General features: G+C 67.7%; 17 protein-coding genes. 15 read left to right on the forward strand and 2 right to left on the reverse strand.

Going from position 1 to position 17,088, the window contains the following annotated elements:
- Nucleotides 1-79 precede the first annotated feature (79 nt).
- From flhF to RA164_RS04030, 9 genes are all read left to right on the forward strand, one after another.
- The gene (flhF, locus tag RA164_RS03990) at nucleotides 80-1,453 is read left to right on the forward strand and encodes a flagellar biosynthesis protein FlhF (protein ID WP_329742682.1); all 1,374 of its coding nucleotides are present in this window, start codon (nucleotides 80-82) and stop codon (nucleotides 1,451-1,453) included.
- Between the two features lie 46 nt (nucleotides 1,454-1,499).
- Nucleotides 1,500-2,369 (forward strand): MinD/ParA family ATP-binding protein, encoded by an 870-nt coding sequence (locus tag RA164_RS03995; protein WP_329743476.1) that lies wholly within the window; start codon nucleotides 1,500-1,502, stop codon nucleotides 2,367-2,369.
- 1 nt (nucleotide 2,370) lies between these two features.
- On the forward strand, nucleotides 2,371-3,141 hold the full coding sequence (locus RA164_RS04000; RefSeq protein WP_329742683.1) for an RNA polymerase sigma factor FliA: 771 nt from the start codon (nucleotides 2,371-2,373) through the stop codon (nucleotides 3,139-3,141).
- A 49-nt stretch (nucleotides 3,142-3,190) separates the two neighbouring features.
- Nucleotides 3,191-3,598 carry a chemotaxis response regulator CheY gene (gene cheY, locus RA164_RS04005; protein WP_329742684.1) on the forward strand — a complete coding sequence of 136 codons (408 nt, stop codon included), beginning with the start codon at nucleotides 3,191-3,193 and terminating at the stop codon, nucleotides 3,596-3,598.
- Nucleotides 3,595-4,236 carry a protein phosphatase CheZ gene (locus tag RA164_RS04010; protein ID WP_329742685.1) on the forward strand — a complete coding sequence of 214 codons (642 nt, stop codon included), beginning with the start codon at nucleotides 3,595-3,597 and terminating at the stop codon, nucleotides 4,234-4,236. Before cheY ends, RA164_RS04010 begins: the two co-directional genes overlap by 4 nt.
- Nucleotides 4,237-4,249: 13 nt before the next feature.
- Complete coding sequence (locus RA164_RS04015; protein WP_329742686.1) at nucleotides 4,250-6,223, forward strand: chemotaxis protein CheA; 1,974 nt, start codon at nucleotides 4,250-4,252, stop codon at nucleotides 6,221-6,223.
- A gap of 1 nt (nucleotide 6,224) precedes the next feature.
- A complete protein-coding gene (locus RA164_RS04020) occupies nucleotides 6,225-6,965 on the forward strand; it encodes a flagellar motor protein (RefSeq protein WP_329742687.1) in 741 nt (246 codons plus the stop codon).
- On the forward strand, nucleotides 6,962-7,966 hold the full coding sequence (gene motD / locus RA164_RS04025) for a flagellar motor protein MotD (RefSeq protein WP_329742688.1): 1,005 nt from the start codon (nucleotides 6,962-6,964) through the stop codon (nucleotides 7,964-7,966). The genes RA164_RS04020 and motD overlap by 4 nt, the downstream gene beginning before the upstream one ends.
- Nucleotides 7,967-8,032: 66 nt before the next feature.
- Nucleotides 8,033-8,503 (forward strand): chemotaxis protein CheW, encoded by a 471-nt coding sequence (locus RA164_RS04030; protein ID WP_329742689.1) that lies wholly within the window; start codon nucleotides 8,033-8,035, stop codon nucleotides 8,501-8,503.
- A gap of 34 nt (nucleotides 8,504-8,537) precedes the next feature.
- Here the strand turns inward: RA164_RS04030 and RA164_RS04035 are convergent, their stop codons facing one another.
- Complete coding sequence (locus tag RA164_RS04035) at nucleotides 8,538-8,795, reverse strand: flagellar biosynthesis protein (protein ID WP_329742690.1); 258 nt, start codon at nucleotides 8,793-8,795, stop codon at nucleotides 8,538-8,540.
- Nucleotides 8,792-10,003 (reverse strand): flagellar hook-length control protein FliK, encoded by a 1,212-nt coding sequence (fliK, locus tag RA164_RS04040; RefSeq protein WP_329742691.1) that lies wholly within the window; start codon nucleotides 10,001-10,003, stop codon nucleotides 8,792-8,794. The genes RA164_RS04035 and fliK overlap by 4 nt, the downstream gene beginning before the upstream one ends.
- A gap of 210 nt (nucleotides 10,004-10,213) precedes the next feature.
- On the opposite strand from fliK, the gene RA164_RS04045 reads away from it, so the two are divergent.
- From RA164_RS04045 to RA164_RS04070, 6 genes are all read left to right on the forward strand, one after another.
- On the forward strand, nucleotides 10,214-10,543 hold the full coding sequence (locus RA164_RS04045) for an STAS domain-containing protein (protein ID WP_329742692.1): 330 nt from the start codon (nucleotides 10,214-10,216) through the stop codon (nucleotides 10,541-10,543).
- A gap of 14 nt (nucleotides 10,544-10,557) precedes the next feature.
- Nucleotides 10,558-10,920: a response regulator gene (locus RA164_RS04050; protein ID WP_329742693.1), complete on the forward strand. Its 363-nt coding sequence runs from the start codon at nucleotides 10,558-10,560 to the stop codon at nucleotides 10,918-10,920.
- Nucleotides 10,921-10,930: 10 nt separating this feature from the next.
- The gene (locus RA164_RS04055; protein WP_329742694.1) at nucleotides 10,931-12,913 is read left to right on the forward strand and encodes a chemotaxis protein CheA; all 1,983 of its coding nucleotides are present in this window, start codon (nucleotides 10,931-10,933) and stop codon (nucleotides 12,911-12,913) included.
- Nucleotides 12,914-13,042: 129 nt separating this feature from the next.
- Entirely contained in the window at nucleotides 13,043-14,752 is a 1,710-nt protein-coding gene (locus RA164_RS04060; RefSeq protein ID WP_329742695.1) for a methyl-accepting chemotaxis protein, read from the forward strand.
- A 95-nt stretch (nucleotides 14,753-14,847) separates the two neighbouring features.
- Nucleotides 14,848-15,351, forward strand: coding sequence for a chemotaxis protein CheW (locus RA164_RS04065; RefSeq protein WP_329742696.1), 504 nt, complete (start codon nucleotides 14,848-14,850; stop codon nucleotides 15,349-15,351).
- Nucleotides 15,352-15,362: 11 nt separating this feature from the next.
- Nucleotides 15,363-17,087 (forward strand): methyl-accepting chemotaxis protein, encoded by a 1,725-nt coding sequence (locus RA164_RS04070; protein WP_412731064.1) that lies wholly within the window; start codon nucleotides 15,363-15,365, stop codon nucleotides 17,085-17,087.
- Nucleotide 17,088 lies beyond the last annotated feature (1 nt).

A 17,088-nucleotide genomic window follows, 5' to 3' on the forward strand; every position in this document is an offset into this window, starting at 1 on the left:
ACCTCCAGTTGCAGCCGGGCACGGCGAGCCGTTCCGGCCGCGTGTCGGCATTCCGTCTCTCGGGCTGGAGCCGCGCGGCATGAAGATCAAGCGATTCGTGGCGCCGGACATGCGCCAGGCAATGGGCCAGGTGCGCGACGAACAGGGCGACGACGCGGTGATTCTTTCCACCCGTCGCATCGACGAGGGCATCGAGGTGATCGCCGCCATCGACTACGACGAGGCGCTGGTGCGCGAGGCGGCCCGGCATGGCGCGCCGCTGCAGGTCGAGCCGTCGCGCAGCGCCGCTGCCGCGCGGCCGTTCGTGCCGCGGCCGTCCACACCGCCGCCGCCCACCCAGGCGCCTTCACTGGCCGAGCGGGTTGCGGCGATCCAGCCGGCACCGCGCGCCACACCCGCGCCTGCGCCGGTGGCCGCCGCGGCTCCGGCCGCTACCGCCGTGCGCGAGCGCGTGGCCGCACCGGCTCGCGCCAGCGCGGCGGCGAAAGCGCCGGCCGAACCGGTCGCGCTGCACCCGGTCATCGAGCAGGCCGCACAGGACACAGCACGCATGCGTGCCGAACTGGGCAGCCTGCGCGAACTGCTGGAATCGCAGCTCTCCAGCCTGGCCTGGAACGACATGGAACGGCGTCATCCGCTGCGCGCCCGCGTGCTGCGCGACATGACCCGCCTGGGCATCGAGCCGGACGTGGCCCGCGACCTGGCCGAGAACCTGCCCGAACAGCTGCGTCCGGACCAGGCGCGTTACCTGCCGCTGGGTGTGCTCAGCAGGCGGCTTTCGGTCACCGGTCGCCATGTCGCCGATGCCGGCACCACGGTGCTGATCGGCCCGACCGGCGTGGGCAAGACCACCACCATCGCCAAGCTGGCCGCGCGCGCGGTGATGCGCCATGGCGCCGCCCAGGTAGCGCTGGTCAGCACCGACGACTACCGCATCGGCGCGGCGGCGCAGCTGGAACACTATGCACGGCTGCTCGGCGTACGGGTGTTTCCGGCCTACGACGCGGCCAGCCTGCGCGAAGTGCTGCAGGTACTGCGCGGCCGGCATACCGTGTTGATCGACACGGCCGGCGTGGCCGGTCACGACACCCGTCTGCAACAGCAGATCGCACTGCTGCGCGACGTCGGCGAGCTGCGCACCTGCCTGGTGATGGGCGCCAACGCGCAGGCGCTGGCACTGGACGAGGCGGTGCGCTCCTACCAGCCGCTGCAGCCGCAGTCCTGCATCCTGACCAAGCTGGACGAGGCGCCCAGCCTTGGCGGCGCGCTTTCGGTGCTGATCCGGCACCAGCTCACGCTCGACTTCGTCACCGACGGCCAGCGTGTGCCCGAGGACATTGCGACGGCCGACACCCGCGCGCTGGTATGCCGTGCCGCGCAGGCCATGAAGCACCAGTCGGTCGAGGTGGACAACGACATGTTGGCCGAACGTTTCGGCATGGCCCTGGCATGAGGTGGGGGCAATGATGATGATGAATCAGGCATGGGGTTTGACGAATATGTTCCCGGCGCTGGCGAACGGGGGCCATGGTGGCGACGTCCCGGCGCCGGCCAAGGCGCGCTGCAGGACGATCGCGGTGGCCGGCGGCAAGGGCGGCGTGGGCAAATCCACCGTCGCGGTGAACCTGGCGATGGCACTGGCCATCGATGGCCGCAAGGTGGTGCTGCTCGACGCCGACCTGGGGCTGGCCAATGTCGATGTGATGCTCGGCCTCACGCCGACGCGGCATATCGGTCACCTGCTCGACGGCAGCTGTCATCTGGAAGAGTTGATGATGATGGCGCCGCACGGCCTGAAGGTGGTGCCGGCCGGCTCGGGCACGCGCCACCTGGCACAGCTGGGCAATGACGGGCATGCGGCGGTGATCCGCGCGTTCGACACGCTGGAAGCGCCGCCCGAGGTGCTGGTGGTGGATACCCCGGCCGGGGTGTCCGACAACGTGGCGATGTTCACCTCGGCGGCTGACGAAGTGGTGCTGGTGGTGTGCGACGAGCCGGCTTCGCTGACCGACGCATATGCCTTGATCAAGGTGTTGAGCCGAGATTTCGGCGTGCGCCGCTTCCGCATGGTGGCGAACATGGTGCGCAACGCCGGCGAGGCGAAGCAGCTGCACGCCAAGCTGGCCCGGGTCAGTGATCGCTTCCTCGATGTAGTGATCGATTTCGCCGGCATGGTGCCCCACGACGAGTACCTGCGCCGGGCGATCCGGCGGCAGACCGCCGTGGTCGATGCGTGGCCATCGAGCCGTTCGGCGATGGCATTCAAGCAATTGGCAGGTGCGGTCGATACATGGGGAGAACCTGTTTCCCCGTCGCTCGGCCGCATTGCGTTCTTTGGCGGACAAGGTGCGTCGCTGGCGGGGTGGTGAGATGAGCGTGGCTTCCGAATATCTGCAACTGCAACGCGAGAGTACCGACGAGCTGGTCCGTCGGCATGCCCCGCTGGTGCGTCGCATCGCCTATCACTTGATGGGGCGGTTGCCGCCGAGCGTGGATGTCGACGACCTGGTCCAGGCCGGCATGATCGGCCTGCTCGAAGCCGCGCGCAATTACGCTACCGACCGCTCCGCCAGTTTCGAGACCTACGCCGGCATCCGCATCCGCGGCGCCATGCTGGACGAGCTGCGCCGTACCGACTGGACTCCGCGCTCGGTCCACCGCAAGGCGCGTGAAGTCGCCGAGGTGGTGCGCCAGATCGAGAACGAGACCGGTACCGACGCCGATGACGCCGAAGTCATCCGCCGGCTCGGCATCAATGCGATGGAGTACCACCAGATTCTGGCCGACGCGGCCAGCGCCCGCCTGCTCAGCCTGACCGCGCCCGACGACTCCGATGGCGCCAATGCGTTCGACGTGATGGACCACGATGGGCTTGCTCCGCACGAGTGCGCCGAGCAGGAACGCATGCGCGAGGCGCTGGTCGGGGCCATCGGCGGCCTGCCCGAACGCGAGCAGCTGGTGATGTCGCTGTATTACGAGCAGGAACTGAATCTCAAGGAGATCGGCGCCGTACTCGGCGTGACCGAGTCGCGGGTATGCCAGATCCACGGCCAGGCGTTGATCCGTCTTCGTGCGCGCATGACTGACTGGCGCGAGCGCGATGAGGATGCCGCCGGACGGAAGCAGACGAAACGCAAATGAATCGATAACGCCTCTGGCGGCTCCCATCCCTTTTCATCGGAGAAGCTGTTTGGACAAGAACATGAAAATCCTGGTGGTTGACGACTTCTCCACCATGCGGCGAATCGTCCGCAACCTGCTGGTCGAGCTCGGTTTCAGCAATACGCTGATCCAGGAGGCGGATGACGGCAACAATGCCATCACCATGCTGCGCAACGGGCAGTTCGACCTGGTCGTGACCGACTGGAACATGCCGAACATGACCGGCATCGACCTGCTGCGCGCGATCCGTGCCGAACCGTCGCTCAAGGCGATGCCGGTGCTGATGGTCACCGCCGAGAACAACCGCGACCAGATCATCGCTGCCGCCCAGGCGGGGGTGAACGGCTACATCGTCAAACCCTTCACCGCGGTCACGCTGAAGGAAAAGCTCGACAAGATCTTCGAGCGTCTCGCCGCCCAAGGAGCGACCGCATGAATGCTGTAACCAAACCCCTCTTCGGCGAGGCCCTGCCGCATGAGCTGCAGCAGTTGTTGAGCACGCCCGACGGCCCCGCGTTCGAGCAGGCGCTGGACGGTCTGGTGCGCGAACGCGAGCAGCACCTGTTCCGCGCACTGGGCGTGCTGGCGCGCGACCTGCACGATGCCGTGCGCCGGCTCGGCAACGACCTGGCGCAGGAAGGTGTGCCCGACAGCGTGGCCGATGCCCGCCAGCATCTGCTGGACGTGCTGGACATGAGTTCCAAGGCAGCCCACCGCAGCCTGGATTTCGCCGAGCGCATGCGTCCCCGCGCCGAGGCGCTGGAAGCCGATGCCGACAAGGTGCTGGCCGCATCCGCAGACAACGAGCCGGCGGCGTCGCTGGCGATCCAGGCGCGCGATTTCGCCGGGCATTGCCGCGACGGCCTGTCCGACATGGTGCTGGCGCAGTCCTGGCAGGACCTGTCCGGCCAGCGCATCAAGAAGGTCGCCAATTTCATCGGCAGCGTGGAATCGTCGCTGCTCGAGCTGGTGCGGCTCACCGGCGCGCTGGCTGGTGGCGAAGCGCCGGTGGCGGCTGCCAAGGTGTCGAGCCAGGACGAGGCGGATCGCCTGCTCAGCGAATTCGGCTTCTGAGTCGGGGCCGTTCATGGAGTCCATGCCGGACAGCGAACTGCGCGACGATTTCCTGGTCGAGGCCGGGGAGCTGGTGCAGCGCCTGAGCGAGCAACTGGTGGCGCTGGAACAGACGCCGCGGGATAGCGAGCTTCTCAACGCGGTGTTCCGCGCCTTCCACACGGTCAAGGGTGGCGCCGGGTTTCTGTCGCTAGAGCCGATGGTGCACATGTGCCACCACGCCGAGGACCTGCTCAACGAGGCGCGCAACGGCGTCGTGGTGCTGCAGCCCGCGCAGATGGATGCGCTGCTGGAAGCGCTCGACCTGCTCAACGTGATGATGGACGCGCTGGCCCAGGACACGCCGATGCCGCACGCACCGGCCAACCTGCTGCAGCGCCTGCAGGTGAAGCCGGCGCCGCCGCCGGCCGCACCGGTCGCCGCACCGGTCGCCGCACCGCCGTCCAGCGGCGGCAGCATCGACGACGACGAATTCGAGGCGCTGCTGGACAACCTGCACGGCCAGGGCGGTGCGCCCGGCACGGCCAGCACGGCCGCGTCCGACGGCAGCATCGACGACAGCGAGTTCGAAGCCCTGCTGGACACCTTGTACGGCCGCGGCGGTGCACCGGGTGCGCCCACAGATACACCGGCGCCGGCACCGGCTGGCGACAAGACCAGCATCAGCGACGACGAATTCGAGAACCTGCTGGACAGCCTGCACGGCAAGGGCGGCACGCCGGGCGCGGTGGCCGCGCCGGCACCTGCGCCGGCTGCACCGCTACCCGCGCCAACGCCGCCGGCTGCGCCGGCCGCACGGCCGCCGCCGGCCGCCGAAAACACCGTGCGCGTGGACACCACGCGACTGGATGCGCTGGTCAACCGGGCCGGCGAACTGGTGCTGGTGCGCAACCGCCTGCTGAGCCTGGCCGCGCGCAGCGGCGACGAGTCGCTGGCCACCGCGGCCGGCGAACTCGACCGCATCGCGAACGATCTTCAGGGTGCGGTACTGGGCATGCGCATGCAGCCGGTACGGCGCCTGTTCCAGCGCTTTCCGCGCATCGTGCGTGACCTGGCGCGACAGTTGGGCAAGGACATCGAACTGGTGCTGGAGGGCGAGGACACCGACCTCGACCGCAGCCTGGTCGAAGCCCTGGCCGACCCGCTGATCCACCTGCTGCGCAATGCGGTCGACCACGGCCTGGAAACGCCGGACGAACGCGAGCGCGCGGGCAAACCGGCCAAGGGATGCGTGCGCATGGCGGCCAGCCAGCGCGGCGAGCGGATCGTGATCGTGGTGGCGGACGACGGCCGCGGCATGAATCCCGAGATCCTCAAGCGCAAGGCGATCGAGAAGGGCGTAATCGACGAGGCGCAGGCGGCACGGCTGAGCGAGACCGAGTGCCTGGAGCTGATTTTCCGGCCTGGCTTCAGCACCGCCAGCGCGATTTCCGACATCTCCGGCCGCGGCGTCGGCATGGACGTGGTGAAGACCCGCGTGGCCGAGCTCGGCGGCACCCTGCAGGTGCGTTCGCGGCTGGGACATGGCAGCGAACTGGAACTGACCGTGCCGCTGACGCTGGCGATCATGCGTGCGCTGATGGTGCGCGTGGGCCAGCGCATGCTGGCCATTCCGCTGGGCAACGTCGAGGAAGTGTTCGAGCTGGCGGCCGGGCAGGAGGGCATGCTGGACGGTCGCATCGTGGCCGCCCACCGTGGCCGCGCGCTGCCGCTGGGCAACCTGGTCGACTGGGCGGGCGTCACGGGCGAATCGGCGCGGCACGTGGTGGTGGCGCATGTCGGCCACCTGCGCGTCGGCTGCCTGGTCCACGAAGTGCTGGGACGCGAAGACGTGATGGTGAAGCCGCTGGGGCCGTTGTTCGACGGCGTATGCGGCGTGGCCGGCGCCACCGTGACCGGCGACGGCCGGCTGGCGCTGGTGCTGGACATGGCCGGACTGGTCGTCGAAGGCGGCCCGTTGCTGCCCCTGCTGCGTGCGACGGGGTGACATGGATCTCGTCAGCATCATCGGGACGATCCTGGCCTTCCTGGTCGTCATCGTCGGCACCGTGCTCAAGGGTTCGTCGATCAGTGCGCTGTGGAACCCCGGTGCTTTCGTCATCGTGTTCATGGGTACGCTGGCAGCGGTGATGCTGCAGAACTCCTGGCAGGTACTGCGCCGCGCGGCTGGCATGACCCGCCTGATCTACCAGCCGCCCCGACATTACCCGGACGACCTGGTGAGCCGGGTGGTGGGGTGGAGCGAGATTTCGCGCCGGCAGGGGCTGCTGGGGCTGGAGTCGCAAATCGACAGCGAGGCCGACGGCTTCGTGCGCAAGGGCCTGCAACTGCTGGTGGACGGCAGCGAGCCGGAGGCGATCCGCAGCGTGCTGGAAGTGGAGCTGGATACCCGCGAGCAGGTCGACATGGCCGCCGCCAAGGTATTCGAGCACGCCGGCATCTATTCGCCGACCATGGGCATCATCGGCGCGGTGCTGGGGCTGATGGCGGTGATGCAGCACCTCTCTGATCCCAGCGAGCTGGGCCACGGGATTGCCGCCGCCTTCGTCTCCACCATCTATGGCGTGTCGCTGGCGAACCTGCTGATGCTGCCGATGGCGGCGCGGCTGAAGACGCTGATCGGCAAGCAGGCGCGCATGCGCGAGATCCTGATCGAGGGGCTGGTGTCGATCGCCGAGGGTGAGAACCCGCGCCAGATCGAGTCCAAGCTGCAGGGCTACCTGTCGTGAGGCGCAAGCGGCACGAAGAGCACGTGAACCACGAGGCGTGGGCGATTCCCTATGCCGACCTGCTGACCCTGCTGCTGGCGTTCTTCGTGGTGATGTACGCCGTCTCGGTGGTCAACGAAGGCAAGTACCGGGTGATGTCCGAATCGATCATCGAGGCATTCAACGGCACCGCGCCGCGGGTGGTACCGGCACAAGGCAACATGCCTACGCCGATCGCGCCGGTGCCGGCCGCACGTACCGACTCGCCGTCGTACGCCACTATGAAGCCGCGACTGCGGCTGCCGCTGCCGACCCGCAACGTGATGGCCTCGACCATGCAGAAGGGCGCACTGGCGGGAAAGGTCGGCGAGACGCGCAATCTCGAGCAGATCCGCAAGGAAGTCGAGCAGGCACTGAAGCCGCTGATCGACAAGGGCATGGTGGCTGTGAGGGCCAACAAGGACTGGCTGGAGATCGAGATCCGCACCGATATTCTGTTCCGCAGCGGTGCCGCGCACCTGTCCGACCAGGCCGACCAGGTACTGCATGGCCTGGCATCGATCCTGGCGCCGTATTCCAACCCGTTGCGGATCGAGGGCTATACCGACGACGTGCCGATCGACACGTCGCTCTATCCGTCCAACTGGGAGCTGTCGGCGGCACGCGCGGCCAGCGTCGCCCGGCTTTTTTCCGACCACGGGGTCGACCCGAAGCGGCTCGGCATCATCGGCTGGAGCGAATACCACCCGGCGGCCAGCAACGACACGGCGGCCGGACGCAACCGCAATCGCCGCGTGCTGGTGGTGGTGCTGAGCAACCATTACCGGCTGAACCGTTTCGGCTCCGGCGTGCCCGACAGCAGCGCGCTGGGCGACACATCGCCGGCGACGCCGTCGCCATCTGCGCCATCACCGTCAACGCCGTCAGCGACACCGGCGAGCACGCCGGTACCCAACCCCATCGTCACGGTCGCCAACCTGCCCGCGTCGACGGACGCGACGTCCGGAGGCGGCCATGGTTGAGACCACGAATACGGCCGGTCGCGGCGATGGCGGCCGTACGCGACTCCGAATCTGCGAGGTGCTTACATGACATCCATGCCCGATGCCGCGCTGGCGACGGACCGTCGCTGGCTGGTTTTCCGGATCGCCGGACAGGCCTATGCGGCGCCGTTGTCGCGGGTCAGCGAAGTGATCCGCGACAGCGACGTGACCCCGGTGCCGGGCGCGGCCTCCGACCTGCTCGGTATCCGCCATCTGCGCGGACAGATCGTGCCGGTCATGGACGGCGCGCGCCGGCTTGGGCTGACGCCCGCCGCGATCGATCTCGAACACGTGCGGATCGTGGTGCTGGCCGAAGGCGGCCACCGCATCGGCCTGCGCGTGGATGCGGTCGGTGAGTTGCTGCAGTCCGACGGAGAAATCGCGCCGCCGCCACCAGGGCGGGGCGGGCGCGACAGCGATCCGGTGGACGGCGTGCTGCCGTTGAACGGCGGCTTTGTCGCGCTGCTGGATGTGCGTCGCCTGTGCCGGCTGCCGCAGGACGACCTCGCGGCCTGAGTCGAGGGGTTTGCCTTCCCGGGCCGCGCTGGCTTCAGGTTTCGGCGTCGTAGACGCTGGCCAGCACGGCCGCGGCCGCCGCATACAGCGTGGCCGGCACGTCGTCGCGCATGCGCAAGGCACACAGCAGGCCGGCGATCTGCGCGTCGTGGTGCAACGGCAGGCCCATCGCGCGAGCGCGCGAAAGCAGCGCGTCGAGTGCCTCCGGCGGCAGGGTCTGGGTGGGTTTGCCGTCGTCCGAGGCCAGTCGCAGGCTGACCTTGCGCTGGACCGATGCGAAAGTCTCGTTCATGCGGTTGCCTTCAGGAACATGGCGCTGAGTGGGCCGGCGGTCTGCGGCAGGCCGTGCTGGCAGCTCAGCTGATCGAGCACCAGTCCGCTGCCGGCGAGCCGCTCGCGCAGCCTGGCAAACTGGCGTTCGAGCCGCTCGACCGCATCGGCGTGGCGCGCCCACAACCTGACGCTGAGGCGCAGGCCGCGCAGTTGCAGTTCGCCGTGGACCGGGCCCAGTGCCGGCAGGTCGATGGCGAAGCCCAGCGTCCACGCGCCGCTTCCGGGCACTTCGTCGAGGCCGCCCGCGCCCGGATCGATGCGCAGCTGCAAGATGTCGTAGCCGCGGTCGCCCTGGATCGGGATTTCGATCATCCAGGCCGGCAGCGTGCTCGCCTCGAGCTGGGTCACTTCCAGTCGCGACAAGGCCGCATGGGTGGCGTCGCGCAGCTGCGGCAGCAGACGGGCGACATCTTCCTCCGGAGCCGCTGCGGTCAGCACCTCGTCCGCCATCTGCACGCGTGCCTGTGCCTGCAGGCCGCGGTTCTGCAGCGGCGGTGGGGTATCGGGCACATCCTGGTAGACAGAGGCGGTCTGGTAGGCTGGCGGATAGACCGGGGCAGTGCTGCGGGGCTGGTCCTGCAGCACCGCGGCAAGGCGCAGCAGCGCTACTTTCCAGTCGTCCTCGGCGGGCACGATGCCGCTGCCCGGCGGGGCCACCAGCGAAGCCTCCATGAAAACGCCGCTGCGTCGCACGGCCTGTTGCAGGCCTTCGCCCTGGGTGACTTCCGCCGGTGTGCGCGTGCTCTGTTCGAGCTGCGCGAGCACGGTGCGCAACTGCGGCGGCAACTGTCGCAGCATCGGGCGCCGGGCCAGTGTCGTCAGCGTGGCCAGCAACGGCGCGTAGCCATTCTGCTGGGGCAGCCGCTCGCGCAGCGCGCGGCCCACCACCTGTTCGGTCGAAGTGGTCACGTCGCCGATCACTTCCAGCAGCGGCTGCGGCCCCAGGCTCAGCACGCGAACCTGGAACTGTGGCGGCAACTGCGTGCCGGGCGGCTCGGCTTCGACCGTGAGCGCGCCGATCTGCAGCACCAGCATGCCCTGCGGCGACATGTTCATCGGACGCGCGGAAAACACGCTGCCGATGCGCCACGCATCCGCACCGGCGCCGGCGCCACTGGCGGCGCCGGCCCAGGTCAATGCGGCGATGCTGGTCGGTTGGATGTTCAAGGAAGAGGTCCTGTGACAGGTGACGCTAAGGAGTTCACCGGCGTACGGACAGGGCATCGGCCGGATCGGCAGGAACTTGAGGGGTGTCCGTCGCTTTTCGTCGCGATTGCTGCGAAAGCCCGTCGACAGCGCGCCGGATCGCCCTAAAGCAAGGCCGACAACGGCCGATAAAAGTCCCGCATGCAAAAGGCAGCGAGGTCGGAGCAGGGCATGGGCAAGTCATCGGACAAGGCAGCAGGCAAGGCCGCGGAAGCGCCGGTACAGCCGGTCGTACTGCCGGCAGATTGCCGCCTGGCCGAGGTTTCGGCGCTGCGTGGCCAGTTGCTGGATGCATTGAAAGCCCCGTCCAGCGAGCTGGATGGGGCAGGCGTGGAGCGGGTGGACGGCACGGCGGTGCAGCTGCTGGTGGCGTTCTGCCGCGACGCGAAAAAACACCAACACGCAGTGCGCTGGCTGGGGGCGAGCGATGCGCTGCGCGAAGCCGCGGCGTTGCTGGGTGTGGACCGGATGTTGGATTTGCCGGCCGTGCGGCCGGCCTGAACTCGAGGTGGACGATGGCAAAGATTCTGGCAGTAGACGATTCGGCATCGATGCGCGGCATGGTGGCTTTCACCCTGCGTGGCGCGGGGCATGAGGTAAGCGAGGCCGAGAATGGGGAGCTGGCGCTCGGGGTAGCCCGCGGCGACCGCTTCGACCTGGTGCTGGCCGACGTCAACATGCCGGTGATGGACGGTATCAGCATGGTGCGCGAGCTGCGCACGATGGACACGTACAAGGGCGTGCCGATCCTGATGCTGACGACCGAGTCGAACACCGAGAAGAAGATGGAAGGCAAGGCCGCCGGGGCCACCGGCTGGCTGGTCAAGCCGTTCGATCCCGAGCAGTTGCTGGCCACCGTCAAGCGCGTACTTGGCTGAGGATGTATCCATGAGCAACGGCGGACTGGCGCAGTTCCAACAGGTATTCATCGAAGAGAGCCTGGAAGGGCTCGACATGATGGAGTCGTCGTTGCTCGCGCTCGACGAAGGTGGCGACGCGGAGCTGGTGCACGGCATTTTCCGCGCCGCCCATTCGATCAAGGGTGGTGCGGCGACCTTCGGTTTTCCGGAGATGTCATCGTTCACCCATGAGGCCGAGTCGCTGCTGGACGAAGTGCGCAGCGGCAAGCGGCAGATCGATTCGGCGATCGTCGAGCTGCTGTTGCGGACCGTCGACTGCCTGCGTTCGATGTTTGCCCGTGCCCAGGCCGGGCAGCCCCTGAACGACGAGGTGGCCGACGGCCTGCGGCGTGAATTGGCGGCGGCGATGGGGCGCGGCGAACCGGCTGCGGCGCAGGCGCGCCGTGCGCTGGACCAGGCCGACGCCTGGACGATCGGTTTCCGCCCGCACCCGGGCATGCCGGCAGGCGGCAACGACCCGCTGCGGCTGATCCGCGAGCTGGGCGAGCTGGGCCGTCTCGACGTCAGTGCCGAGTTGGACCGGCTGCCGGCGCTGGACGCGCTCGATCCCACCGAATGTCATATCGGCTGGGCCCTCCAGCTGCATGGTCCGGTCAAGCGCGACGCCATCACCGCAGTGTTCGACTGGGTCGAAGGCGAATGCGATCTCTCGATCGAACCGGTGCATGGCGTGAGCCAGGCGCCGCAAGCGGCTCCGGCAGCGACGCCGAAGGCCGTACCCGCAGCGGCTGCTGCCGATGCTCCGCGTGCCGCCGCTGGCGCCGCGAGCGCCGAATCCGGTTCGGTGCGTGTGTCGACCGACAAGATCGACGGACTGATCAACCTGGTGGGCGAGCTGGTGATTACCCAGTCCATGCTCGACACCTTCCGCGAAGGCGTCGATGCCTCGCGGCTGGCCATGCTGGAACAGGGCCTGGCCCAGCTGGCGCGGCATACGCGCGAGCTGCAGGAAAGCGTGATGGGCATCCGCATGCTGCCGATCGCGTCGGTGTTCAACCGCTTCCCGCGCATGGTGCGCGACATCAGCCAGAAGCTGGGCAAGCAGGTCAAGCTGGAGCTGGTCGGCGAACAGACCGAGCTGGACAAGACGGTACTGGAAAAAATCGGCGATCCGCTGGTGCACCTGGTGCGCAACGCGATCGACCATGGTCTGGAAACACCGGAAAAGCGTGCCGCCAACGGCAAGTCCGATACCGGCACGCTGACCCTGGAGGCCTTCCATCGCGGTGGCAGCATCGTGGTGGAAGTGCTCGACGACGGCGCCGGCCTGAACCGCGACGCGATCGTGGCCAAGGCGGTCGAGCGTGGCCTGATTCCCAGCGGCGAAGGACTCAGCGACGAAGCGGTCGCCGACCTGATCTTCCAGCCAGGCTTCTCCACCGCCTCGGTGACCACCGACCTTTCCGGTCGTGGCGTGGGTATGGACGTGGTCCGCCGCAACGTGGCCGATCTCGGCGGCACGGTGGTCGTGCGCAGCGTGGCCGGCAAGGGCAGCACCTTCACCATCACGTTGCCGCTGACGCTGGCGATCATCGAAGGGCTGACCACCGCCGTGGGCGAGGAAAGCTACATCGTGCCGCTGGTGTCGATCGTCGAGTCGGTGCAGGTGAAGGCCGATGCCGTGCGCGGTGTGGTCGGCGGTGGCGAGCTGTTCCGCTTCCGTGGCGAATACCTGCCGGTGATCCGTCTGCATGAAGTCTTCGGCTGTGCCGGAGCGGTGCGCGACGTCGCCGAAGGGCTGATCGTCGTGGTCGAGGCCGAGGGCGGCCGGGTCGGCCTGTTCGTGGACCGTCTGGTCGGTCAGCAGCAGGCCGTTGTGAAATCGCTGGAAGCCAATTATCGACGCGTGCAGGGCGTGTCGGGTGCCACCATCCTGGCCGACGGCTCGGTGGCGCTGATCGTGGATGTCGCCGGCCTGGTCCGTCTGCAGAGCAGGCGCAAAGCGGCCTGATAGCGGGTCGCCAACGTTCCACCCCGTCGTGACAGGAAGCCAAGACCGCCATCGCAACCGATGGCGGTGTGCAGTACAGGGAATGAAGCCGGGCTCCACTTTCTGCCCCTCATTCTGATAGGTCCTATCGTGAAGTCTCCTCTGAAATACGTTGGTCGCCTGAGCCTGCGGGCACGGGTGTGGCTGGTGATCGCGTTCGTCATCGCCGGTCTGGTCGCCCTGACCGTGATTTCCGCGCTGGAAAGCCGCAACCTGCAGATGCAGGCGCGCACCCGCGCCCTGAGCGATGAGGTGGCCACGGCCACGTCGCTGCTCGACAGTTACCGGGCGCGTGCCCAGGCCGGCGAGTTCAGCCAGCAGGAAGCCGAGAAGCGTGCGCTGGCCGACCTGGCCAAGCTGCGCTGGGACCACGGCGTCGGCTACCTGTTCGCGTTCGACTCGAACTACGTGATGCGCATGCACGGCGTGATGCCCAAGCTGGTCGGTACCAATATCAGGAACGGCGCCGACATCAACGGCAAGCACATGTACCAGGCCATGGTGAAGGCCGACCTGAGCGATGGCCACGGCCTGACCCAATACGTGTGGCCGATGCCGGGCACCAAGAAGAACGAGCCGAAGATCGCGTACAGCGCGTGGTACCGGCCGTGGGACCTGCATGTCGCCACCGGCGCCTACTATGTCGACATCAACGCGCAGTTCCGGCAGATGCTGGAGGATAGCCTGCTGCGGGCCCTGCTGGTCGCGTTGCTGGTGATCGGCGTGGTGTGGTTGTCGATGCGCAGCATCCGCGACAGCATCGGCGGCGAGCCGGCCATGGCCGTGGGCCTGATGAACCGCATGGCCGATGGTGACCTGGCGCTGGACGGCGAAGCCGGGCTGGCAGCGGAGCCGGGCAGCATGCTGCATGCCATGCAGCGCATGTACCACAAGCTGGTCGAGGTCGTCGGCGAAGTGCAGCGCGGCTCGCAGGCGGTGTCGTCCACGGCGCGGCAGATCGCCCAGGGCAATGACGACCTGAGCCAGCGCACGCAGGAACAGGCGTCGAGCCTGGAAGAGACGGCTGCGTCGATGGAAGAGATGACCGCCACCGTGCGGCAGAGCGCGGACAACGCCGGCCACGCCAACCAGCTGGCCCGCGGCGCGCGCGAACAGGCCGAGCGCGGCAGCGAGGTGGCCGGCCGGGCCAGTGACGCGATGCGCGCGATCGAGGCATCCAGCAACCAGGTCGCCGAGATCGTGCAGCTGATCGACGAGATCGCGTTCCAGACCAACCTGCTGTCGCTCAACGCGGCGGTGGAAGCGGCACGTGCCGGCGAGCAGGGGCGCGGCTTCGCGGTGGTCGCCACCGAAGTGCGCAACCTGGCGCAGCGGTCGGCCGGTGCGGCCAAGGAGATCAAGACGCTGATCGGCGACAGTGTGGAGAAGGTGCGCACTGGCGCGGTCCTGGTCGATGAATCGCGGGCGGCGCTGAACGGCATTGTCGACAGCGTGCGCCGGGTGGCCGATATCGGTGCCGAGATCGCCGCGGCCAGCCAGGAACAGTCTGCTGGCATCGACCAGGTCAATCGCGCCGTCACCCAGATGGACGAAGTGACCCAGCAGAACGCCGCGCTGGTCGAGGAAGCCGCCGCCGCTGCCCGCGCCATGCAGGAACAGGCCGAGCTGCTGGCCGGCCAGGTGCGCTTCTTCCGCCTGTCCGGGGCCGACGCGGCACCGCCCGGGCCGGTGCGCTCGGCATCGCGGCCCAGCGTGGCCAAGGTCGCGGCGCCCGTCGCGGCACGTCCCGTCGCACCTGTGCGCGAGCCGGCTACGGCCGGGGGCTGGAGCGAATTCTGAGTTTTTGGCGGATGCGGGACTCAAGTTCCGCATCCGCACGCCGATCTCATCCATAGCATGGGGTGTCACGGGGCACCCCGCGACCGAGGCACACCATGTCCGACAACGCCCAAAGCGAAGCATCATCGCAGTACCTGGCCGTGAATCTCGCCCAGGAGGAATACGGTATCGACATCCTGGCCGTGCGCGAGATCCGCGGCTGGACACCCGTCACGCGCATTCCGCAGGCGCCGCACTATGTGCTGGGCGTCCTCAACCTGCGCGGCGCGATCGTACCGGTCATCGACCTGCGCCTGCGTTTCGGACTCGAGCGCGAAGCCTATGACGCCACCACCGTGACGGTGATCATCACCGTCGGCGGACGTCTGTTCGGTGTGGTGGTGGACAGTGTTTCCGACGTGCTGGATATCGAGCCGTCGGCGATGAGGCCGGTGCCCGACATGGGCACCACGGTCGATACCGAGTACCTCAAGGGACTGACCGCGATGGCGGAGCGCATGGTGCTTCTTCTGGACGTGGAGAAGCTGTTGCAGCCGCAGGACGCGCAGATGCTGGAGGCCGCTCTGCCTGCGGTGTCCGATGTGAAAGCCGTGGCCTGACAGGAATCACCATGAAGATGCCGAAATTCAAATTGAAGATCTCCGCCCTCACGGTTCGCGGCCGTCTGCGCATCGTGCTGGGCATGCTGGTGTTGATGCTGATCGCCGGTGCCGTGGTCGGCCTCGGCTCGATGCAGATGCAGAACAACAACATGCGTCAGATGTACAACGACGAAATCATCCCGGCGCAGGTCACCGCGCAGCTGGCGCAACATTCGTTGATGTCCTTCCTGGTGCTGGGCGAAGCGTCCAGCGTCGTCACCAAGCCGGCCCAGCTGAAGCAGAAGATGGCCGAGTTCGAGAAGTACCGCGAAAAGGTCAGCGCGCTGCGCAAGCAGGTCGCCGGTTTCCCGATGAATGCCGACCTGCTCAAGCAGTTCAAGAACTATTCGTCCACGGACAGCGACTACAAAAGCGCGCTGAAGGACATGACGGATGCGCTGAAGCAGGCCGATCCGGGCGCGGGCGACACGCTGGAAATGGAAGTGCGTCCGTTGATGATGATGCGCCAGGATACGCTCAACAAGATGGTCGACCTGCAGCGCGCGGCGGCCGAGAAGGTCTATACCGACCAGCTCAAGCGTTTCCAGGTGATCCGCGTCGCCTGCATCGGCGCGCTGGTGGTGGGCCTGCTGCTGTCGCTGTTCATGGCCTTGAGTCTGAGTCGCTACATCACCCGTACCTTGAGCTATGCCGGCGAGATCGCCCGTGCGATCTCCCGCGGCAAGCTGGGCCATGACATCAAGGTGAAGCACCGCGACGAGATGGGCGAGCTGCTGGATGCCTTCCGTACCATGGACGAGCGCCTCAGCGCCATCGTCAACGAAGTGCGCCACGGCTCCAGTGCGGTCAGCACGGCCGCCCAGCAGATCTCGCGCGGCAACGACGACCTGAGCCAGCGCACGCAGGAACAGGCGTCGAGCCTGGAGGAAACCGCATCCTCGATGGAGGAGATGACCTCCACCGTGAAGCAGAACGCCGAGAATGCAAGCCACGCCAACCAGCTGGCCCGCGGTGCCCGCGAGCAGGCCGAGCGCGGTGGCGACGTGGTGGCGCAGACGGTCGACGCGATGCGCGAGATCAACCAGTCCAGCGGCAAGATTGCCGACATCGTCAGCCTGATCGACGAGATCGCCTTCCAGACCAACCTGCTGTCGCTGAATGCGGCGGTGGAAGCGGCCCGCGCCGGCGAACAGGGCCGCGGTTTCGCGGTGGTCGCCGCCGAGGTACGCAACCTGGCGCAGCGTTCGGCCGGTGCGGCGAAGGAGATCAAGGTGCTGATCAAGGACAGCGTGGACAAGGTGAAGACCGGTTCGTCGCTGGTTGATCAGTCCGGCAAGGCGCTGGCCGACATCGTCGAAAGCGTGAAGAAGGTGACCGACATCGTGGCCGAGATCGCCGCGGCCAGTCAGGAACAGTCGGCCGGTATCGACCAGGTCAACCACGCCGTGCTGCAGATGGACGAAATGACCCAGCAGAACGCCGCGCTGGTCGAAGAAGCCGCCGCCGCCGCCCGTTCGATGCAGGAGCAGGCCGCCGAACTGAGCCAGCAGGTGGGTTTCTTCGAGCTGACCGGCAGCGACGACGGCGATACGACTCCGGCCCGTGCACCGGCACGCAAGTCGTCGGTGGTCGAGGAGGCCGAGGCCGTGTTCGCCGCAGTGCGCAGCAAGGCCGCCGCGCCCGCGCCGGCCGTCAGCGAGACGACCGACGTAAACGCCTGGAAGGAGTTCTGAG

The organism is Dyella sp. A6, assembly GCF_036320485.1.
GTDB classification, from domain to species: Bacteria; Pseudomonadota; Gammaproteobacteria; order Xanthomonadales; family Rhodanobacteraceae; genus Rhodanobacter_A; species Rhodanobacter_A aluminiiresistens.